Annotated in this window: 18 protein-coding genes; 10 read left to right on the plus strand and 8 right to left on the minus strand. The window is 44.9% G+C overall.

Annotation, left to right across the window (positions count from 1 at the left end):
- Positions 1–2 precede the first annotated feature (2 nt).
- Genes A1sIIB142_RS01965 through A1sIIB142_RS01980 form a run of 4 tightly spaced genes read left to right on the plus strand, consistent with a single transcriptional unit; the run spans position 3 to position 3,554 of the window.
- On the plus strand, positions 3–1,127 hold the full coding sequence (locus A1sIIB142_RS01965; RefSeq protein ID WP_095693453.1) for a Gfo/Idh/MocA family protein: 1,125 nt from the start codon (positions 3–5) through the stop codon (positions 1,125–1,127).
- Positions 1,124–2,044, plus strand: a complete 921-nt coding sequence (locus A1sIIB142_RS01970) for a sugar phosphate isomerase/epimerase family protein (RefSeq protein ID WP_095693454.1) — start codon at positions 1,124–1,126, stop codon at positions 2,042–2,044. The genes A1sIIB142_RS01965 and A1sIIB142_RS01970 overlap by 4 nt, the downstream gene beginning before the upstream one ends.
- Before the next feature lie 26 nt (positions 2,045–2,070).
- Positions 2,071–2,361: a putative quinol monooxygenase gene (locus A1sIIB142_RS01975; RefSeq protein ID WP_190283283.1), complete on the plus strand. Its 291-nt coding sequence runs from the start codon at positions 2,071–2,073 to the stop codon at positions 2,359–2,361.
- 41 nt (positions 2,362–2,402) lie between these two features.
- Positions 2,403–3,554: a hypothetical protein gene (locus tag A1sIIB142_RS01980; RefSeq protein ID WP_095693456.1), complete on the plus strand. Its 1,152-nt coding sequence runs from the start codon at positions 2,403–2,405 to the stop codon at positions 3,552–3,554.
- Between the two features lie 6 nt (positions 3,555–3,560).
- Here the strand turns inward: A1sIIB142_RS01980 and A1sIIB142_RS01985 are convergent, their stop codons facing one another.
- On the minus strand, positions 3,561–3,974 hold the full coding sequence (locus A1sIIB142_RS01985; RefSeq protein WP_095693457.1) for a hypothetical protein: 414 nt from the start codon (positions 3,972–3,974) through the stop codon (positions 3,561–3,563).
- 460 nt (positions 3,975–4,434) lie between these two features.
- On the opposite strand from A1sIIB142_RS01985, the gene A1sIIB142_RS01990 reads away from it, so the two are divergent.
- Positions 4,435–4,947: a hypothetical protein gene (locus tag A1sIIB142_RS01990; RefSeq protein ID WP_095693458.1), complete on the plus strand. Its 513-nt coding sequence runs from the start codon at positions 4,435–4,437 to the stop codon at positions 4,945–4,947.
- On the opposite strand, the gene A1sIIB142_RS01995 is transcribed toward A1sIIB142_RS01990, so the two are convergent.
- Positions 4,944–7,130, minus strand: coding sequence for a serine/threonine-protein kinase (locus tag A1sIIB142_RS01995; RefSeq protein ID WP_095693459.1), 2,187 nt, complete (start codon positions 7,128–7,130; stop codon positions 4,944–4,946). The two genes, A1sIIB142_RS01990 and A1sIIB142_RS01995, sit on opposite strands and share 4 nt — an antisense overlap.
- Positions 7,131–7,277: 147 nt before the next feature.
- On the opposite strand from A1sIIB142_RS01995, the gene A1sIIB142_RS02000 reads away from it, so the two are divergent.
- Positions 7,278–7,490: a hypothetical protein gene (locus tag A1sIIB142_RS02000; RefSeq protein WP_095693460.1), complete on the plus strand. Its 213-nt coding sequence runs from the start codon at positions 7,278–7,280 to the stop codon at positions 7,488–7,490.
- 18 nt (positions 7,491–7,508) lie between these two features.
- Here the strand turns inward: A1sIIB142_RS02000 and A1sIIB142_RS02005 are convergent, their stop codons facing one another.
- Both A1sIIB142_RS02005 and A1sIIB142_RS02010 read right to left on the minus strand, forming a co-directional pair.
- Positions 7,509–9,017, minus strand: coding sequence for a serine/threonine protein kinase (locus A1sIIB142_RS02005; RefSeq protein ID WP_095693461.1), 1,509 nt, complete (start codon positions 9,015–9,017; stop codon positions 7,509–7,511).
- A 76-nt stretch (positions 9,018–9,093) separates the two neighbouring features.
- Complete coding sequence (locus tag A1sIIB142_RS02010; protein WP_095693462.1) at positions 9,094–10,185, minus strand: hypothetical protein; 1,092 nt, start codon at positions 10,183–10,185, stop codon at positions 9,094–9,096.
- A gap of 221 nt (positions 10,186–10,406) precedes the next feature.
- Between A1sIIB142_RS02010 and A1sIIB142_RS02015 the strand changes: the two genes are divergently transcribed.
- The 4 genes from A1sIIB142_RS02015 to A1sIIB142_RS02030 all read left to right on the plus strand — a co-directional run bounded on the left by A1sIIB142_RS02015 (position 10,407) and on the right by A1sIIB142_RS02030 (position 13,770).
- Positions 10,407–11,426: a hypothetical protein gene (locus tag A1sIIB142_RS02015; RefSeq protein WP_095693463.1), complete on the plus strand. Its 1,020-nt coding sequence runs from the start codon at positions 10,407–10,409 to the stop codon at positions 11,424–11,426.
- 32 nt (positions 11,427–11,458) lie between these two features.
- Positions 11,459–12,589, plus strand: coding sequence for a hypothetical protein (locus A1sIIB142_RS02020; protein WP_095693464.1), 1,131 nt, complete (start codon positions 11,459–11,461; stop codon positions 12,587–12,589).
- On the plus strand, positions 12,586–13,284 hold the full coding sequence (locus A1sIIB142_RS02025) for a thermonuclease family protein (protein ID WP_095693465.1): 699 nt from the start codon (positions 12,586–12,588) through the stop codon (positions 13,282–13,284). Before A1sIIB142_RS02020 ends, A1sIIB142_RS02025 begins: the two co-directional genes overlap by 4 nt.
- Positions 13,285–13,458: 174 nt before the next feature.
- Positions 13,459–13,770 (plus strand): DUF805 domain-containing protein, encoded by a 312-nt coding sequence (locus A1sIIB142_RS02030; RefSeq protein WP_095693466.1) that lies wholly within the window; start codon positions 13,459–13,461, stop codon positions 13,768–13,770.
- A 7-nt stretch (positions 13,771–13,777) separates the two neighbouring features.
- On the opposite strand, the gene A1sIIB142_RS02035 is transcribed toward A1sIIB142_RS02030, so the two are convergent.
- The 4 genes from A1sIIB142_RS02035 to A1sIIB142_RS02050 are packed head-to-tail and all read right to left on the minus strand — an operon-like array spanning position 13,778 to position 20,445.
- Positions 13,778–14,722 (minus strand): DUF4268 domain-containing protein, encoded by a 945-nt coding sequence (locus A1sIIB142_RS02035; RefSeq protein ID WP_095693467.1) that lies wholly within the window; start codon positions 14,720–14,722, stop codon positions 13,778–13,780.
- An 8-nt stretch (positions 14,723–14,730) separates the two neighbouring features.
- Entirely contained in the window at positions 14,731–17,745 is a 3,015-nt protein-coding gene (locus A1sIIB142_RS02040; protein WP_095693468.1) for a type I restriction endonuclease subunit R, read from the minus strand.
- Positions 17,745–18,959 carry a restriction endonuclease subunit S gene (locus A1sIIB142_RS02045; RefSeq protein ID WP_223299211.1) on the minus strand — a complete coding sequence of 405 codons (1,215 nt, stop codon included), beginning with the start codon at positions 18,957–18,959 and terminating at the stop codon, positions 17,745–17,747. Before A1sIIB142_RS02045 ends, A1sIIB142_RS02040 begins: the two co-directional genes overlap by 1 nt.
- Complete coding sequence (locus A1sIIB142_RS02050; protein ID WP_095693469.1) at positions 18,952–20,445, minus strand: type I restriction-modification system subunit M; 1,494 nt, start codon at positions 20,443–20,445, stop codon at positions 18,952–18,954. Before A1sIIB142_RS02050 ends, A1sIIB142_RS02045 begins: the two co-directional genes overlap by 8 nt.
- Between the last annotated feature and the right edge of the window lies 1 nt (position 20,446).

The following is a 20,446-nucleotide window of genomic DNA, read 5'->3' on the forward strand; positions in this document are numbered from 1 at the left end:
TAATGACACTCAATAGCTTTGATATCAAGCAGAAAGACTCAACTACTGCGATAACGAAAACTCTCAACACCGGGTTAGTCGGATTCGGATTTATCGGTGAAGTACATGCCAGGGCTATCCGGGCAGCGCATGGCAATATTCGATCAATCGCCGGGGAGACCTTAACAGAGGCACAAGATGCCGCTGCGAGGCTAGGTGTTGCTAACGCGGTCACCATCGAAGATATGGTCAAAGATCCTGAGATAGATGTGATTCACATTTGTACTCCAAATGTATTTCATGCTGAACTCGCCGAAATTGTCATCAGGGCCGGAAAGCATGTTATCTGCGAAAAACCACTTGCAGTATCTGCCGAGCAAGCAGCGCATTTAACGGCTCTTGCCGCCGAATTTGGTGTGGTTGCAACGGTTCCATTTGTCTATCGTTATTATCCAAGTGTGCGAGAAGCACGCTCTAGAATTTCGCAGCTAGATGAGCCCTTAGTCCTGCTTCACGGTTTCTATCTACAGGATTGGCTTTCACGAGAAACAACCTTTAATTGGCGTATCGATCCGGCTTTAGGAGGCCCCTCAAGAGCCTTTGGCGACATTGGAGTTCATTGGTGTGACCTTTTGGAGTTTGTCACCGGCCATCGAATTACTCGCATTAGCGCTCAACTCTTAAAGGTATTTAATACAAGAGGTGAATTTAAGGGGATTGAGACTGAAGATGGAGTGAGCTTGATCTTCACTACAGATAAAGGAGCACAGGGTTCACTTGTTGTCTCTCAGGTCTCAGCCGGCAGAAAGAACAAACTATGGTTTTCATTCGAAAGCCCGACCGAGAGCTTTGTCTTTGATCAAGAATCACCCGATGCCTTGTGGGTTGGCGGCCTTGATACAAACCAAATCGTGATGCGAGGTTCGACAGCTGATTCAAATGAATCTCGAGAGTTCTCATTTCTTCCAGCCGGACACCCACAGGGGTATCAAGACTGCTTTAACCGCATGATCAGTGACACTTATAGTGCTATTTCAGGGTTACCCACCTACGGTTTACCTACTTTCCAAGATGGATTGCGCGCTGCTAAGTTAACAGAAGCCGTGTTGCAATCAGCGCAATCAGGGGGTTGGGTGGAGATTAAATGAAGTTAGGGTTTTTAACCGCATGTCTTCCCAAACTCTCTCTTGAGCAAATTGCAGATTGGGCTGTGCTGCAAGGCTATGAGTCCCTCGAGGTCGCTGCCTGGCCTGATCTCGGTGAACGCCCATTTATTGCCACACATTTAAATGTTGAGAATCTAAGTGCGCAATATCTAAATAGCGTAAAAACTATCTTTGATTCCCGTGGAATCGAACTTTCCTCGATTGCCTTTTATGACAACAATTTACATCCTGACCAATCTGTGCGCGATGAGGTAAATGCACATGTAATCAAATGCATTGATGCCGCTGCAGCCTTAGGAGTCGAGACGGTGGGCACATTCGTGGGACGTGATTGGAATAAACCGGTGCGTGAGAACTTAGCTATGGCCAAGGATGTCTTTGCCCCACTTGTTAGCCATGCTAATTCAAAGGGCGTGAAGATTATTATTGAAAATTGTGTGATGGAGGGCTGGCACCCAGATGGCTATCCGGGCAATCTTGCTTATTCTCCGGAGCTTTGGGAGTGGATGTTTGGATTAGGACTGTATTTGAATTTTGATCCTTCACATTTAGTGTGGATGGGAATTGATCCAGTGAAGGCGATAAAGCCTTATCTAGATCGCATTCCACACGCACAGGCTAAAGATATTCAAATTGATCTAGACCGTAGGAATCATTTTGGATTTCCAGGTAAGGCTGTACAACGAGAGAACCCATGGGATGTCGGCTGGTGGAGATATCGCGTACCTGGGCTAGGAGATGTTGACTGGCGTCGACTCATCGATGAGATGTATGACGGTGGATTTACTGGCACACTTTCAGTTGAGCATGAAGATCCCGTCTGGGGAGGAACCGAAGAGAAAGTCAAAGTAGGCTTAAAAGTTGCCTATGACACCTTACGTCCATTGATAGTTCAATAGGGAGAAGAATGAGTCAAAATCTATTTATGTGCGTACGGTTTAAAGCCAAACCAGAGCGAAGAGATGAACTTCAGGCCCGTTTACTGGAAATGGTGGAGATTACAGTCAAAGAAGAAGGTTGTCTTTTCTATGATCTTCACGTCGATCGAGACGATGAGAGCATTTTCTATTTCTTTGAAGGCTGGGCGAGCCAAGGTGCACACGATATCCATGGGCAAACCGCTCATGTGCAGGCCCTAGTTGCTGACGCACCTGGATTAACAGTCGATGGCATACGTTTAGAGTTCATGCATAAGATCTCGCCAGCCAGACATTAAGAAGCAACGCAAGATAAGTTCTCATTGCTACCATTTCGCCCATGAAGCCAGTGGTTGCAATCGCTTTAGTTCTTAGCATTGCCTTACCACCCACCTCCGCCTCAGCTGCTACTTCGATTAAGCCAGGTGCTGAATGCAAGAAACTAAATCAAGTAGCAACTTCTTCTGGTGTGAACTACATCTGCCTACAAAGCGGTAAGAAGCTCAGCTGGAGCTCACAAGCAGCCAACTATGAGAAGACTAAGTTAAAGGCGTATGCGCAAATCCGCGCAGGGGCAGATTCTGGAAACCTCGATAACGTCGAGCTGGTTTATCACATCAGCAGTAGCTTCCCCAAGGATCTTAAGCAGCTCTATACCGCCCAAGTGGAGTATGCCTCCAAACTCTATGGCTCACTCTTTGCTAAAAAAGAGGTAGTTAATATCTACATGTATACCGAGAAAGATGAAAAATACTTACGCACCCAACCGATCTTGGCTGAATTTCTAGATGAGCATCTTCCTTGGTTTCAAGCTTGGCGCCAAGGCAAGGATCAAGAACATAACCTCGGACTGGCAGCGTGGTTTAAGGAGGGCCCTCCTGGAGTCCTAGCAGGTCACGCTGGTGTTCTAGCCTCAAGCAAGGCATCTGCCAAAACGATGCGTAAGTATGCAATTCAAGTGATGCCGCATGAGTATTGGCATGTAGTGCAGGATTACTACTTCAAACCTACATTTGAAGATAAATTCCAAGCAAGAGCCGATAAGAGTTTAGATGGCCTAGATTTCTACACCCTGCACTTCCCAACCACCTTCCGAGAAGGCTCAGCAAACACCATCTCCTTTGCCATGGCCGCAAATACCAAGAAAGAGTATCTAGAGCTCTACCGCTATTTCATCACCGAGTTAAAGAATTACAGCCACCTAAAGCTGATCACAACGCTGACTTCAACACAGAGCGTTGAAAAAGCCTTGAAGAAGATTGAAGATAGGCGCACATTTTCAGAAGCCCATGAGGCTTCATATCCACTTGGTTCACTGCTCTATGAATGGGTAATTGCCGAGTATGGATTTGCTGCCTATAAGAAGATTCTAGAAAACCAGGTGACTGGTGAAACCTTTGAAGACAACATCCAGGCATCCTTAGGCATGTCAGTTGCTGAGTTATATAAGAAGGGGGCGCCTCATATCTTGGCGGCGTTTAGCGGGCGGTGAAAAAGGTTAAGGAAGCAGCTCCTGGAAATCATCCACCCGCAAGTAATCCTTAAACATCTGCACCGATCTACTCGTTGCCTTCACCTTTGATAGGTGAAACTTCGCCTCCCACCTAGCCAGTCGAATAAAAGGCTCATTACGCCATGATGGCACTGATTCAAAGAGCACTCGTGCTTGCAAGGCGCCCCAATCAGAGATGCTGCCGGCAACATCAAGAAAGTGCAGCAGATCCTTTGCTGCCTCTTCCTGAATGCGCTTAGTTGCACTGATGGGAATCCCGTATCCATTCATGATCGAGTGCCGCCCCAGTGGCAGGCTCACCCCATAATCAGCACCTAACTTGCGATTGAATTTCAAACACACCTCACAGACATTCCATGAGTAACGTCCGGTGCCACCTGCAACTGATGAGGCACACATGTAACACAGGTGAAATCCACTAGGGCAATCAACTCCTGGGTAGGGTTTATAGACTTTACATCTACAGACTTGCATTCCGTGCCCGGCAGATGTGAGACCAAAACAGGTAGTACAGATAAGTAATCCAATGGGTGACATAGCAAATAGTCCTTACTGGACCTCATATATAGAGACCCGCTCTTCCAGCGGTGTCTTTCATCGCTGGCAGGTCTTCCTTTAGAACCACCGTGCGCGAGTAATGCGCGGATTGGTACTAAGCAAGCTAAAGGGCTTAACGCTTAGTTCTTGACCTAGGTAAAGGGTAGCAGGGGGGAGTGACAAGCATTAAAAATCAACCTGATGAGTCGGAGTAAACGCAAGTAAAGACTTACGCGCTGCACCGCTTGCAAAAAGCCGAGTAAACGCAGAATTTCTACTGGTAATTGGGGGTTGTTATGGGCGCATAACCTAAACTAGCGAGATGAAGAAAAATCTTCCAGTATTACTCGCTTTGACTTTTTTGATTAGTTCTTCCTCTCCTGTCCAAGCAGCTGGCGGCCTTGATGGTTTTGTCGTGATTCCTGGATTTACCGAGATTTCGTATCCGACAAAAGTGACAATTGGAACCTCAGGTTGCAAGACAATTAAGTTCAGTTATGTTAATGACGAAGATTTAGTTCAAGAAAATTCTGCTTTCTTAATTCAAATATTGCACAAAACTAAGAAACAAAGTCACGGATTTGGTGCCTGGTTTTCCACATTGACCGCAAACCCTAACTCAATCGAATTGGGTCCAATGCCTCGTGCCGGGCTCATCAGTGTAAAGATTTGCAAAAAGAAATGGACTATCGGATCTGGAACGAGTAAGGCATTGGCTGCGGCCACTCCACCAGGTGCCTATCGAATCTATTTTACAGCTGGGTACGTAGACTCGATAACAGGGGAGCCCTTAGAGGGCAAAATTGAGATATTCAAGGATCTTAAGGTTTCCTAGGAGCAGAAGGTCACTATTCCGGTTTCCGAATTTTCTACAAGCTTTTGATCAGTAGATACAAAGGAACCCTCAGTTTTTTTGAGTTTTTCTGCAAGACTTAGGGTCGAGCGGAAATAGTTGCAAGCTTCCATCGGATTGTTCATGTCATTTAGATAAATCATTGCGAGTTGATAAGTTGATGTAAGGTCGTCATTCGAGGATGCTTTCTTATACCAAATGATTGCATCTGTAGGATTTTTTTCACTTCTAAATATTTCACCTAATACTCTCGCTGAAAGAATATTATTCAACTTTGCTGACTTTAACAACCAAGTTTTTGCTTCAGTAAGATTCTTGTCCCCTTTATAATAAGAATATCCAGCCGCGAACATCGAAACATCATCACCTGCATTACCTCCTATGATCCCCCATTTCTTGCCTTCCACATAGTTTTTGTCCCCGATCGTTAAGTGCAGAGCCAATTTTCGAACATCGGTGATGTTCCCTTCGTTGGCGGACTTTGTGATCCATTTTTTCCAGACATCAATTTTTTGCAAATCGTACGAGAGAGCAATTAACCCAGCACGAGCTAATGGATCACCTTCCTCCGCCGCCTTTTCATACCAAATGAGCGCCTTTGAATTATTTTTTGAAGTTTCGTAGTACTTGGCTAGGTAAGTACCGGCAGAAACATTCCCCCAGTCAAAAGCGTCAGAGAGGTAAGCAATTCCTGCTTTTGTCTGTCCAGCACCCAACTGATCAATACCATATAACAACTTGCAGCGTGCCCCGCTAGTTGTCTTGATTTGGTAACTCGCGCATCTATTTACCCAGAAGTTGTAATTCTTATCATCTTTACGATCTAGATAAATCTGGACTAGCCCCTCCATACTTCTCGTGTCGTCTTTGTAAAGATTGACGGCTTTTAAGTAATAGGTTTCAGCTTCTTTCTTCTGTCCACTTTGATCATAGAGTGCAGCAAGATAATAAGTAGAACGATCATCGTTTTTGGAAGAAGCGGATTTACATGCCGCAATCGCATCTTTGGAATTAGAGAGAAACAACTCTTGACATTCGTTTGAGTTGAATTCCGTTGGCTTGGGGCCGGAGGTGATCGACCCTCGAGATGCTGGACTTGCCGTGCCGGATGGACTTGCCGTGCTGGATGGACTTGCCGTGCTGGATGGACTTGCCGTGCTGGATGGACTTGCCGTGCTGGATGTGCTTGCCGTGCTGGATGTGCTTTGAGTAGTTGTAGACGAATTTAAGCCAGTTAAAATCACGAAACCGATTGAGATAGCTACAATACTTGAAATCATTAAGTGCTTTTTATTTGAGGAAACAAACTTACTCAATCTACTGCGAGATTTCAGCGGTCGGGGCCGCTTTTTCTTACCAAGTAAGAACTCGATGTACTCTAAGGCTCTTTGATGTGTTTCTAGAGCTTCTGGTCGATCCGATGGATTTTTCTCGAACAGTGGGAGCAGAAATTTGGTTTGATTTTCAGTAAGCCCTTCTAAATCAGGCGAATCTTCATTGATGCTACGCATTAACTGAAGGTCATTATCGCCTTTCCAAATACTTCTACCTTTTCCAGCGTATGCGAGTGTGGCTGCAGCACTAAAAACATCCATCTTCGGGTTGGATTTGATAGTGAAATGCTCTGGTGAACTGAAGGGCGTGGAACCTTCGCGATCACCAAAGATAGCTGTTCTAGTTTGCCCTGATATATGTGCTATTCCAAAATCAATTAACTTATTTCCAGTTTCACCTAGGATTACGTTGCTTGGCTTTATGTCTTTGTGAATAACTCCTAACTTATTTGCCGTAACTATTGCATGGAATAAATTAGCGGCTAGATTGAACCAGGCAATTTCTTCCAGAGGCCCTTCATATTTAACTTTATCGTGGAGTGTAGGACCGTTAATAAACTCAGTTGCGATCCAAGGGAGTTCGCCCGTTAAGTCAGAATCGAGGATCTTTCCGATGGAGGGATCTGAAAGTTTTGAAAGTATTTCAGCTTCAGTTACAAGGCGACTACGTGCATTATCTTCTTGAACAAATTCTTGTCGGATGACTTTGATCGCCGCTTTTTGTGCGCCTTTCTCCGCTAGAAATACAGTTCCAAAACCGCCTTCGCCTAATCGACCGTTGATGCGCCAACCACCCAGTTCATTAGGGTCATTTGTCTTCTTTGGCTCCATGGCGCACCTCCTTAAGTTGAATTATGAAGGGAGTTGGAAGGAATAGTTAGTCATTTGGGGTCAAAGATTCTGAAATGCTCAAAATCAGAAGTAACTGAGCCCATTTGGACACCTTAGGCGGGAGACTTCTGTCTTACTATAGGTTTTATGACAAAAACACGGGTTGCAGTTCTAGCTGCAACATTCCTATTTGCGTTTAATTTCCAGCCAGGATGGGTATCAGATAACTTTTGGTATAAAGCTGATTTCTATAAAAGTTTGCCCTTTGAGGTTCCCTACCTTATTTATCAACTTATTTATGCATTTATAGCGACATTTTTAGCGGAATGCGGAATTCGATTTGTAAAGAGATTCACATAACGCATATATGATACAACTTTATGGAATGTAGTCCGAAGCACAATCAGGAGTTCCAGAGTTCCAAATTTTGACGACTAGATTATTCTCAACCCTGACAAATCGAAATTCAGGACAAACTTTTTTCTTAAACAATAATTCAAAATAGAGTTTATCTACAATCGCTTGAACGCCTAGATTGCTGACCTTTAATTCATAGCCGACATCAAGCCAGGTCTTATTTGGGTAACCAACAAGCCTAAACTGCAGATTAGTTATTGGTGGGACGGGCTCTGAACTTGAGCTAGTAAGTGGAACCGACCAATCCAGACCTCCATTCGCCTCAAATGAACGACCGAAAATACTTGAGACAACTACATTCGCAGCCTCTGCCGAACTCTCCTTCAGTGATCCAGAAGAGCTTGGAGCAGGTTTTGGAGTGAGACTTATTGAAGCTAGAGGTGATGGGCTTGCTTTAGGCGTAGAACTCTGACTAGTTGAAACTGAGGGTTTAGCTGATGAAGTGGAATCTGCTTCAGGACCAGGTGATGATGTACTTGACGCCTTAGGGGAATTGTTACTTTGGGAATCAAAAAGACCGTAGATCCGAGTTCCTGATAATAAAAGTCCAATGAATAAGAAAAAGGCGACTATAGAATTCCCAACGTAGAACAAGAGACCGCGCCTTCTCTTCTTCTTGATTTTTGATTTGCGCACCCATTCAGATAATCCCTTGGAACTATCTTTTTTCCCGTAGCTTGCGATCAGTTCAAGGGACATCGTGTAAGCCGATTCAGATGTTGGTCTTTCAGAAGCATCCTTATTTAGAAGTGGTAAAAGAAAATTTTGCTGCAGCTCGCTTAATCCAGAGAGATCTGGCACATCTTCATTAATACTTCGCATCAATTGTAGTTCTGAATTACTCTTCCAAATAGTTCGGCCCTGTCCTGCAAATGCAAGAGTGACTGCTGCTGAAAATACATCCATACCAGGCAAGCTCTTTCCAGTCGAACTCTCAGGTGAGCTATATGGGCGCGATCCTTCGAATTCTCCAATATTGATGATTCTCGTTTGGCCAGAGACATGTGCAATTCCAAAATCAATTAGTTTATTTCCGGTTTCACCGAGAATTATGTTGCCTGGCTTGACATCCTTATGGACAACGCCTGCGGTGTGTGAAGTTCGCAGGGCATGGAAAAGATTAGAAGCCAAATTGAGCCACGAAAGCTCTTCAAGAACGCCTTCGTATTTAACCTTTTCTTCGAGCGTAGGACCATTTACAAATTCGGTTGCAAACCAAGGAACTTTAGAATTCAAATCTGCATCAATTATTCTCGCGATGTACGGATCATTTAATTTCTTTAGTGCTGCAATCTCAAGTTGAAATCGTTCGACACCTTCACCCTCAAGAAAATCACGAATAATCTTAATTGCCGCTTTTTGAGCACCTTTCTGGGCCAAGAAAACAGTTCCAAAGGCACCTTCACCTAATCTGCCGGTGACACGCCATCCGCCTAATTCATCCGGGTCATTCGCTTTCTTTGGCTCCAAAGCGCACCTCCGTTAGTTGAATTATGAGGGGAAGACGGTGGTATTCCTAGCCAATCTCCGATCAATTCTGGTGGAACTAGATCAATTGGAGCAGGACTTCCTCAATCTTCTTAAGATCTTGCTTTGATGCATTTGAAAGAGATGCTGTTACAACAGTATTACCGCTTTGGAGGGACACATTTAGTAGTCCTTTTCCCGCATACACAAGGAATTGTGCCTTCATCGCTTTAACAAATTGAGAAATCACATCTTCTGATACTCCAGGGGTTAATTGAATTTTGAGCGGCCTACCTGATATTTCAAGATCATAATTGTCTACATTTTGCAGAGCAGCAGAACTAGTTCCTTTATTAGTCACCGCTGTTGCTCTTTTCTGAAAGACAGCAGAGGTTCTAGCTTCAGTTATGTCACCGAGCATTGTGGTCCAAGTTCTCGACGCACCGTCTTCCAGATTATTTAGTTTTCCTGTCAACGGGCTTGCATGATTTTCCTTAATTTCTATCGAAAAAGTTGGACCTAGTTTTTCTGTGGCAAAAAGCTCCCATTGCTTGAGATATGTTGTAATTGCCTTTCGGCTGATCAAGCCTTTCTTGCTAATGCCATCGGAAAAATCTTCCTCATCATTTTCCGCTATTTCTCCAGCACTAACATCTGAAAGCAAGTCGTGGGTTTCTTTTATCCATTTATAGAAATCGGCGGCATTTGACACGTCCTTCTTTAGGAACGCATTAGACCTATTCACCACTTTCTTGAGCTCATCTGTACTTAGGAAGGGGGAGTACACCTGGGGCAACGAGCGATCAGGTTCTAATATATTTAGATGAGCATTCACGCAGCTCGCACGATTTCGACTTAAGTTCAGCGTTTTTTGATGCTCAAGAACTAATGCACTGATTTCAATGACGACTTCCGGTAGGTCAATGTTTTTGGCATCAGACGTGGCGAGCTTGTAAATCATGTCGCTAAGTTTCTGACGGCCAGCCAGACCAGATACAAGCGCCGCTTTTGCGAGCGCCGAATAAGTCTTCTCATCCAACTTGCCTAAACCCTTGCGCTCCCAATAGGTCGAGATTTCGATACTGGCAGCAGCCTCGGTAAGTAGGCGAGCACGATTCGCCTCAAAGCCAAGGTCGCGCTCTAAGCGCTCCTTTATCTGCTTGCCTGTCATAGATGCCATTGTGCCTCCGGTTTGCTTCTATAAGAACTATATCAAGTTCTATAAAAAATGGCTATACGCCTCTCCAGGCCTACGAGCCGTCCCATTACGCTCAAATTAGCCCTGGAGTGACACGCCGAAGGAAATACTTTGCCAAATGGCCTTGACTTCCTATCTTTCTATAATCTACTATAAATCTTATAGAAGTGATAGACACTTCAAGAGAGGCAGAAATGTTAAGCAAGAATTCAATAAAAGCAGTTAGAAACAATGCTTTTAGATGTGTGGTCGTTGGTTTTAGTGGAGTGGCACTGGTCATGTCACTCTCAGCTTGCTCGCCTTTGAGCTCACTCAAATCAGCCTATGAGGGTCAGCCTTTCCCTCAGATGCCAGCTCCCGAGGTAGCTACATACGTCCTGGACTTATCGGGGTCCACATATCCAACAGCTCAGTTGGAGGCTTTGGGATCAGGAATCACTGATTTCATCGCAGGACAGTCATTGGGTAATCCATTCGCCCAATCACCCGTAGCTCCACGGGGGTTAAGCATTCAGTTCGTAACCAAGAACTCAGCCCAAGCTCCTCGAATTCTCCTAGTCTCAACTAAGACGAGCCAGAGCCTCTATGAGTACTTAAAAGAGAAGACACCCAACCTAGAGGGAGCACTCCAACTCTGGGATGGCTTGGTCAACGCACGAACTCAAATTTGGCAGGACTCGGCACTTGAAGCCAACCAGGCTGAATGCGTCGAGGCGGTTGTGTCGATGTTAGGTCGTCAACAACTTCTCCCAGATGCTCTCAGATTCCCAGCAGGCATCATCTGCCAAGACGCAAAACAAACAGCAACATCCTTCAAGCGCCTTCAAGACTTTGTAGTCAACCCAGGGGTTCAAATGGGTTCTGACGTCAAAGGTGCAGTCGAAGCGAGCTTGAAAAATCTAGCAACAGCAAAAGCGGAAAATCCATCAGCACGCCTGACTCTTGTAATCGCATCTGACATGGTTGACGAGGTTTCACTCACTCTTCCTGGTCGATTGAACGGAAGCGATTCCAAGAGCGTGTGTGACATGGCAGTCCAAGATGCAGGAAACGCCGCCAATGACTACTCGTCTGTGAATGTAGTAATTGTAGGCGCTCGCAATTCGAAAGTGAATACAAAAACACTGGATCAAGTTCAGGGTTACTGGACTTGCTACTTGAATCAAATCGGAATCACAAACGTAACAGAGCAGTCTGATCTCTCAGGCTTCTAATCAACCAAACCCATAAAAATAGGAGAAATATCATGAAAAGTAAGTCAACATCATCAGCACCAAAGGAAGCCATCAAGGATGCTCGCAAGCAGGGTCGTCGTGATGGAAAGAATCAAATTCCTCGTCAAGAGTGGGCGCATAACAGCGTCCCCTATTTGATGCAGTTACAGCGTCAATATGCAGCATTTGGTAGAGAACTAGATCTGGATCTTGAAGAGAAGAAATTAGCGAAAGAATCACAAAAAATTAGCGCAGTTCGGAATGAAATCCAAGAAAAAGGTAAGTCTCAAGCACTTGCTGACAGCTTAGCTGTCGCACAGGCAGAGTTGGCCTCTGCTCAAGCAAAGCTGGATGGTGGAAGTGACGAAGTTCCCATGGCGAAATTCGCTCGTGTTCGTCAAATAGGTAACACGTTCTACCTACCGTTCCTGTTCTTACTCTTTATTGGTGAATTCACAATTACCGCACCTGCCTTTAGAGTTCTACTTGGTGAAAAAGTAGGACCGTCATTGATCGTAACGTTAGCTGTAAGTGGATTGTCAGTGGGGGCTGCTCACATTCTTGGCATCTACTTCAAATCGCTATTCGACCGAAATCGCCCAAAGTCCGGCATTTATCATGTGATGTTTAGCGTCGTTGGCGTCCTATTGGTTGGAACAATCACCTTCTTGTCCAACATTCGTGCCCGTAATGGTGTTCTGACTTCAGGCAACCTTACTGGTATGACAGAAGATGAAAAGATCATCTATCTATGGATCTTCTATACGCTTTTACAACTTACATTTATTGGCGTAGGAATTGTAATTTCTTTCATGCACTATTCAGAAATTGAAAGTTCAGTAGCCCGCGCCAAGCGCAAAGTCTGGTTTCTTCGCAATCTACAAAACCGTCGAAATACTGCCAAGCTCAAATCAGGTGCGTCTGTAGAAGAAGCAGATATCGACACATCTAAGATGTTGGATCAAGAGCTCGAGGTGCTTGAAAGCAAGAAGATCCTTCTTCGCGCACAGTATGAAGAAGTTGTGGCCGTCTATCGTGGTGCAAACATCCAATCTCGTCGGGACGAGATGAGCGGTGCTCATCCATGTCTTCAAGCATCGGAGTTGGATTTTCGTACTTCGGGATTTGAATTCAATACAGAACAATTGATGGGTGTCCGATGAAGAAGTTGTTTGCTTTAGCAAGTGTCATTCTTGCTCTAAGTGTTTCTTCGGCAGGGTCTCCAGCAAGCGCTGGTAGTCCAACCTTGAGAGTTATTGACGGGGACACCATTACCTTGAGTTCAGGAGAGAAGGTCAGGCTCTTGCAGATTGATACCCCAGAACTCAATCCAGCCGAGTGTTACGGCAAAGAAGCACGGAGTGCGCTATTCACTTTACTGAACGCTCCTGGAGAGCTGACATTAAAGTCGGATCCAAAACTCGACGAGCGGGATCGCTACGGTCGACTGCTTCGATACGTCTTTGTTGGCAAGACAAATATCAATCTCAAATTAGTTGAAATCGGTGCGGCAGCCCCTTACTTCTATCGGGGGGAAAGGGGTCAGTACTCAGCCCAAATCCTTCAAGCCGCACTCAATGCAAAAGCTAAGTCATTAGGTCTATGGAAAGCCTGCCCTAGCACTCGACTAACTCCAGGTAATGTAGTCACAACTGCTGCGGTCGTCAGTGACCTCAAGGCAGCAGTCGTTTCAGCTGGAGTTAATTGCGATCCCAACTATGCAGGTTGCATCCCATTATTCACATCGGATCTCGATTGCGCTGACATCAAGCGTCTAGGTCTAGCTCCAGTGAAGGTCATTGGTATAGACGTACACAAACTTGATCGTGATGGCGACAGAGTCGGGTGTGGCAAATGATCTGCATAACCTTTTTCAACGCAAACGCGCGGATATACAGCCCAATCCCTAGATGTCTGAGGAAAATGAATACAGCAGAAAAGAACGACTATGCGTCCCAGCTGTCTGACTACGTCTTCTCACTGGGAGAGCGTACTTTTTCACCACCAACAATTGAAATCTGAGGAGTACAAAATGTTTAATCAAATCGGCAATTCACTTACAAAGTATGTTGATTTTCAGGGAAAATCTACAAGAAAAGAATTCTGGAGTTTCTTCCTATTCTTCTATGTAGTCACTTTCATAGCAGGCGGTTTAGATGGTTTATATGGAACCGAATTTATTGGAGCTTTTGCCTTCGTTGCTCTCATTTTGCCATATTTGGCAGTAGCTGTAAGGCGCATGAACGATGTTGGAAAAAGCGGCTGGTTCATCTTGGTACCTTTTTACAATCTTATACTCGCCCTTAGCCCTACGAGGTCTGAGAAAACGAGTCATGATTATTGATTGCTAACTACTTACTCTCTTCCCTGTATTTGGTTACGTATGGCGAGAATACCTTTTTGAACAAAAGCACTTTGGAATACATCCACTCGAAATATTGTTCTTGCTTACTCTCGTTAAATACGTCAGGAACTGTCAAATAAATCCCAAGCCCAGCAGCTACTTTTCCTTCAAACCAAGAAAAATCCTCACCAAGCTCATTCTTGATTTGTTCGTAGTTGTCATTGAGGTATGAGAACAAAACTTTGTCATTGGGGATGTATAGCTCGCATCCAAATCGCTGCTTTTGCGTATGAACTGTTAGAGCAATGTGTGAAATGGAGTTACCCATGGAAAAGTTCAGCCAATGCTGCGGTGCTGGAGTATGAAGTTTGATCTGCTGATCTTTGGATCGGATATATCCACAAAGGTTCTGCCAATATTCCAGCTGACGAAGTTTTGTTGAGCTGACATCGCCAACCACCGAGGTGCTTTTCAAAGTTGCCGCCCAGTCATTCTTGACGCTGATAACTTCAAATCTTGGCGCTGGCTTCGAGTCACCAATTTGCCATACTTCAATCTTTATTAGGAAGCATCGAATATCATCGTCAAGGTGCTCGTTTAGCCATTCGACTGCTTTCAAATGCTCTGGCAGAACATCTTTTACAATCCAAATTAAATACTTTGCATCAAGACCAGCTGCATAAGTGATTACCTTTCCTAGGTGATCATGATTTGTCGCCTCAAGCTGATTCTCAATAATTATTTTGTGACCTGTTCTTGGCTCTTCAGCCAAAATATCGATACGAAAACGACCGACCCCAATCTCAGTACCAGTAGGTTCAATGTCTATCCCAATTTGCTCAGACAGCAGCTCTAAGTTTTCTGGCTTCACGAGCCAAGCACTGAAGTCTCGGGCTTCATGCTCCCAAACTTTACGGACATCAACTTTTTCGAGTTTCCCTAATTGAGTCATTGTTCTCCTTAGTAGTTTTCTCGGATGTAAGCGTATGCACGGTCAAATAGATCACCAGCAGGCGGTAGACCTGAGTTTTTAAGAATCAGACGAAGCTCTTGTCGAACCATTCGATCACCAGGGTGGGATGTTTGCCAGCCTGTACCTCTCACTGGTTGTACTAATGAATCTACTTTCTCTACAACGCTTTCGATAACAACTGGGACACCTTGAGGTTTGAACTCTTCAAATATCTGAGTCAGTGCACCTTTGCGAGGATCTATAACTTTGATCTCGTTGATGCGACCCTCATCATCAGCACGCTCTGCCTCTAGCAAGTCTTTAGCGAGTTCTAATAGATGGCGCAGGAACTCAACACTCTCTGCGGCACTTGAAATGCGACTCAGGCGAAGTAGCTCTAAGCGTTCAGCCAAAGACTTCCAAATCTTTATTCCAGTAGCTCCCGCAATTCGAGCCATGATTCGCTCTTCTAATCGCTGCAATACTTCTAGAGCTGTTGGCGCAGGTTGTCCAAGCTTTGGTGGCGCTGGGAAGAGCCCGTTATCTCGAAGCGCTTCTAGGACTTCAGCATCCATCGCAACTTTGTCGAGCTTATCCGCATCAATGGTGATTCCAGTTAGGTGTGTATGAACAATCTCCATGGTCTTTGCACCGAGCTTTTGCCAGAGCAAAAGATCAGCAGAATTATTTGGAGCAATCGACGCATAGACCCGAGCCAAGAATCTGTAGCTTTCTTCAATCGGGCGAAGCTTGGTATCTGGCCATAGGAACTCAAATAGACCCTGACAGCGCATGAACTTTGCAGCAAACTCATCACGCTTTTCGATTGTGTCTAAGATTTGCTGCGCATCATGGATCTGATTAAAGACAGATGCTTCCTTATCGACGCTCTCAAATTCAGAAATAGTGTTGGCAACTTCAGCAGTCAGTTCACCTAGCAAAATCTCAACATCTTCTTGATTCTGTCCTGGCTTCATTGTGGCCTTTGTAGATAAAGCCTTTGCAAGCTCCTTGCCAAGACCCACATAATCAACAATCAGACCATGAAGTTTTTGTTGGCCCGTTATTGGGTTGGTCCATCTACGGTTAGTTCGGCAGACAGCTTGGAACAAGGTATGGGCTCGAAGTGGCTTATCTAAATACATCACACCTTCAATGGGTGCATCAAACCCAGTTAGAAGCTTGGCTGTAACAATTACAAACTTGAGTGGATCATTGATATCTCTGAATCGATCCTTAATCGTTGCCTCTTGCTCACGATCAATATTCCAGCGATCCCACTCCTGCGGATCATCTTTAACGGTCGTCATCACAACGGTTGCCTCTTCGCCTTGATTAAGTAACTTAGTGATCTCGTCGTAATAAGCCACACAAGTTGCTCGATCAAAGGCAACAACCTGTGCCTTTAGACCAAGGGGTGCGATACGAGCTCTGTAGTGATCAACTATGTCTTTACAGACTGCCTCAATACGATCTTTATCTCGAACCACAATGGAAATACTTGAAGCCCTTGCTGCAAGCTTTCCTCGTTGTTCCTCACTTAAATTCTCATCATCTGCCAACTGATCAAAGGCAGCTTGTAAATCTTCGCCATTAAAGTGGAAGTTAACTAAACGAGTCTCAACGTGCACAGGCAGCGTTGCCCCATCATGGATAGAACGCTCAACTGAGTAATGGTTAAGCGCACCATCTGGATCATCCAAATCGCCAAACATAGAAAAGGTGTTCTTATCTTCTGTCGATATCGGTGTACCAGTAAGTCCAATGAACTTCGCATTAGGCAGCGCCTCACGCATATCTAAACCAAGGCGGCCCTCTTGCGTTCTATGTGCTTCATCAACCATCACCACAATGTTGGCTCGATCATTAAGTAACCCAGCCTCGGCAAATCTAAATATCGTCGTGATGATCACGCCACGTGCATCATTTTTTAGCAATGCTCGAAGTTCATCTTTTGTCTCAGCGGTCTTGAGAGATTGAATACCCACAGATTTAAACTCGGATTCAGTCTGTTGAATTAGTTCCAAGCGATCCAAGACAATCACAATTGTTGGAGCATCCAGTTCACTTTCATGGCGAAGCTTGGCCGCTGCATATGCCATCGCAAATGTCTTACCCGAACCTTGGTGATGCCAGATCAATCCCTGTTTCTTCTTAGGATCCTTACAACGAGCAACTATTGCTTCTACCGCTTCAACCTGCGGATAGCGAGGAATCACCTTGGTGCGAAGCGCCCCATTGGCAGTTCTGCGGGATGAATACAAAGTAAAGGTGCGCAAGATATCTAGCACCATCGCTGGAGTTAGCAATAACTCTGCAGATCTCAACATGTTAGGTAAACCTGGAGGCATGATCACATCAGTCGTTGATGACCAGTTCAACCATAACTCTGGCGGCTGTCCCACTGCGCCATATCTAAACTCACGTCCCTCTGAAGCAAAAGACAAGACATTGGGAACAAAGAACTCAGGAGTCTTCTTCTCGTAAGCATTGTGAACATCTGTTGCACCATTTAGCCATGAGATGTTCTTATCCTTTGGAGTCTTCATCTCACCAACAACTAGAGGAAATCCATTGACCCATAAAACGAGGTCATATCTACGATGCTCGCGGCCTATGTGAAAAGTAGCCTCTGTCGTAACTCGCAGAGTGTTCGCCTTGGGATTTTCAAAATCAATCAGATTAACTTGGACATCTTTATCTGTGCCAATGTATTTGATAGTTCTGCGGCCACAAAGCCAAGCAACAAATTCTTCGTTAGAAGCAACAAGTCCATCGTTTCGAACACCGAGTAGAACAGCTCGTAACTTTGAAAGCACCTCTTCAGCTCGAGCAGGAACCTTTGCGATATCAGGATTCAAGCTAACTAACCCTTTGATTAAATCATCATTTAAGAAAACACTTTCAAATGGGCGTCCAAGAGTTTCATCCTCTGCCCATATCCAACCAAGTCGAGAAAGATGGTCTGCCAACCCCATCTGAACCATCTTCTCGTCGATGCTCTTTTCGATCTGAGACATCATTACGCAGCACCCATGATTTTGTCGTAGCTGGCAGGGATTAGGTGTTCTCCGCTGAGAAGATCCGACAACAATCCAGACCTTAATTGTTTTGCCTCTTCGATTACTCGAACTGATTGGGCAATCTCACCATCAAATAAAGAAATCAAATTCACGATTTCAAGTTGCTTTTCTTGTGAAGGGATTACAAAGGAAATTTTGGCCAGGTTGCCTCGTGAGATTCGTTGACGGGTAGTTCCTGTAAGAAGGGAGAAAGCTTCTGTTCGAAAATCAGATGAATTAATCAGTAGAGCAAGAAACTTCTGCAAAGTTTCGTTACCAGTTCTAACAATTGCTACATCCACGACTGTTGCGCACACAGGCAAGCCTTCTGGAAATAGACATGCTCTACCAATGGGATCTGGCATTCGAGCAATCAAAACATCGTTAACTTCTAGTTTTGTACAACCTAGCCGATTGAACTGTTCTCGATTCATCCAACGATCTGACTTGTTCAAAAAGGTGCCATCCCCAATGTCTGCAAGCTGTAGCAGACGATAATCACCCTCAGGGTCCTGGTCTTTAGATTCGACCCAGTCTCCATCGGCAAATAACCCGTCTGCACATATTTCGCCAAGAGTTGTCTCAATCCAATCATCGCTGCCTGTCGTCAACAACTCATGTAGTACAGCATTTCTAGATCTTTTCGCACTATCTAATTGTTGTTGTAGGGCTTCGATGTAGGAATCAACTGAAGTAATGAGGTCAACAATTCTTTTTTGTTCGGGGAGTGGTGGAAGGTGAACTGGTATATCCATCAAAGCGGTGGCGCTCAGAGTCTTACGCCTCAGAACGGAACCAACTGTCCTCTCCCGCATTGACTCCCAAAACGGGTTATACCGACACAATAATGAGAGATATTGTGGATTCAAGTTTTTGGCATCGATATCAAAAACTGGAAAAACTCCAGAAACATGGAAACCGCTGTGTTCTTTTGTTGTCACTTGAATTGGGGCTTCCCAAGCAGTTATAGACCGCAAAACTAATTGATCAGGTTCAATAGGAGTGAGCTGCTTGTATGTTGTCTTCCCTCCAATAAATGGAGGGCGGGTAACAAATCCCCTTCCTTCCATCATGACACCAATCGCAGGATATTCTTCCCCGTCTACAACCTTAATTTTCTTTTTCGATTGTTTGATGTATTTTCCCAAAGGCACAAATTCCCAACCATTACGCATAGCCAGCAGCCTTTAACTTAGCTAGCAAAGCCTTTTCGGCAACAGCTAATTCACTACGAGCTTGATCAAAGGATGCGAGCGCATCCTGAACGTCAACAACTTCTGCAGCATCTGCTTTGAGATAGCGACCGATGTTGAGATCCCAATTGTTCTCTTCAATTTCGTCATGAGAAACTAGGCGTGCTGAAATATTTTCCTTTTCGCTCTCGCCCAAAGTCTGGTAAACAGAGAAGATATCTTCAACATCTTCATCTGTTAGGAAGTTCTGAGCTTTACCCTTACCAAATCGCTTAGACGCATCAATAAAAAGTATGTGTTTCTTTCGCTTCTTATCTTTGGTTGCTCTAAAGAACATCAAGCTGGCTGGGATGGTTGTGCCGTAGAAGAGGTTTGGTGCAAGTCCGATAATGGTTTCAAGGAGGTCTGATTCAATGAGGTGCTTACGAATGGTACCTTCTGCGCCACTTCTAAAGAGAACTCCGTGGGGCATAACAACACCAACTCGGCCAGTCTCAGGCTTCATCGAAGTGATCATGTGTTGCACCCATGCGTAGTCGCCATTGTTCTTCGGTGGCACTCCACCGATTGCTCGTTTATGTGGATCTGTCGCCCATTTATCTGCTCCCCAATCTTTCAAACTAAAGGGAGGGTTGGCAACTACTAAATCAAATTGATCAAGCTTGCCTTTTGCATCTATGAATTTTGGTTTTTGCAAGGTGTCTTCACGTCGAATCTGTGCATCTTCCACTTCGTGGATGAAAAGGTTCATGCGTCCGATAGCCGCTGAGGTTTGGTTAACTTCTTGACCATAGAAGCGCATCTGGCGAACAGAGCCACCTGATTGTTTTACTTCGGCAGCGGCTTCGATCAACATACCTGCAGAGCCACAGGTTGGGTCATAGATGGATTCTGTTGGTTGAGGGCCAAGGATGCGAACGAGTAAGTGGACAACAGCACGAGGGGTAAAGAACTGGCCTGCGCTTGTGGAGCTTTCATCAGAGAAGCGCTTGAGCAAGTATTCGTAGCCACCTCCTAGGAGATCGTTCGAGACTTTGCTGGGGGAGAGATCTTTTTGGCTAAAGTGGCTAACAAGTTTTTCAAGACGCTCAGGTGGCATCTTGTTGTGATCAGCCCATGGAGCATTTCCAAAGATTTGGGCTAATTGATTTGGATTAGCTTCCTCAATTTTTTGCATGATATTTTGAATAAGCACACCATGGTTTTCAGCAGCTCGGCGAAGATCTGCCCAGTGGCAGCCCTTGGGGATTTGAAAGGTGTGAAAGTCGGCAGCTGTTTCATCATCGATATCCTTGCCGAACTTCTTGATTGCTTTCTCTTGCTCTTCATCCCATGTGTCGCTTAGGCGCTTGAGAAAGAGGAGAGGAAAGACAAAGTCACGTAGGTTTGCGGGATCTACTGGGCCACGAAGGATGTTGGCAGAGTCCCAAAGCCACGACTCAATGTCTTGCTGGGTGGCTTGGCTCATC

Origin of the sequence: Candidatus Planktophila versatilis, from assembly GCF_002288345.1 — a bacterium.
GTDB classification, from domain to species: Bacteria; Actinomycetota; Actinomycetes; order Nanopelagicales; family Nanopelagicaceae; genus Planktophila; species Planktophila versatilis_A.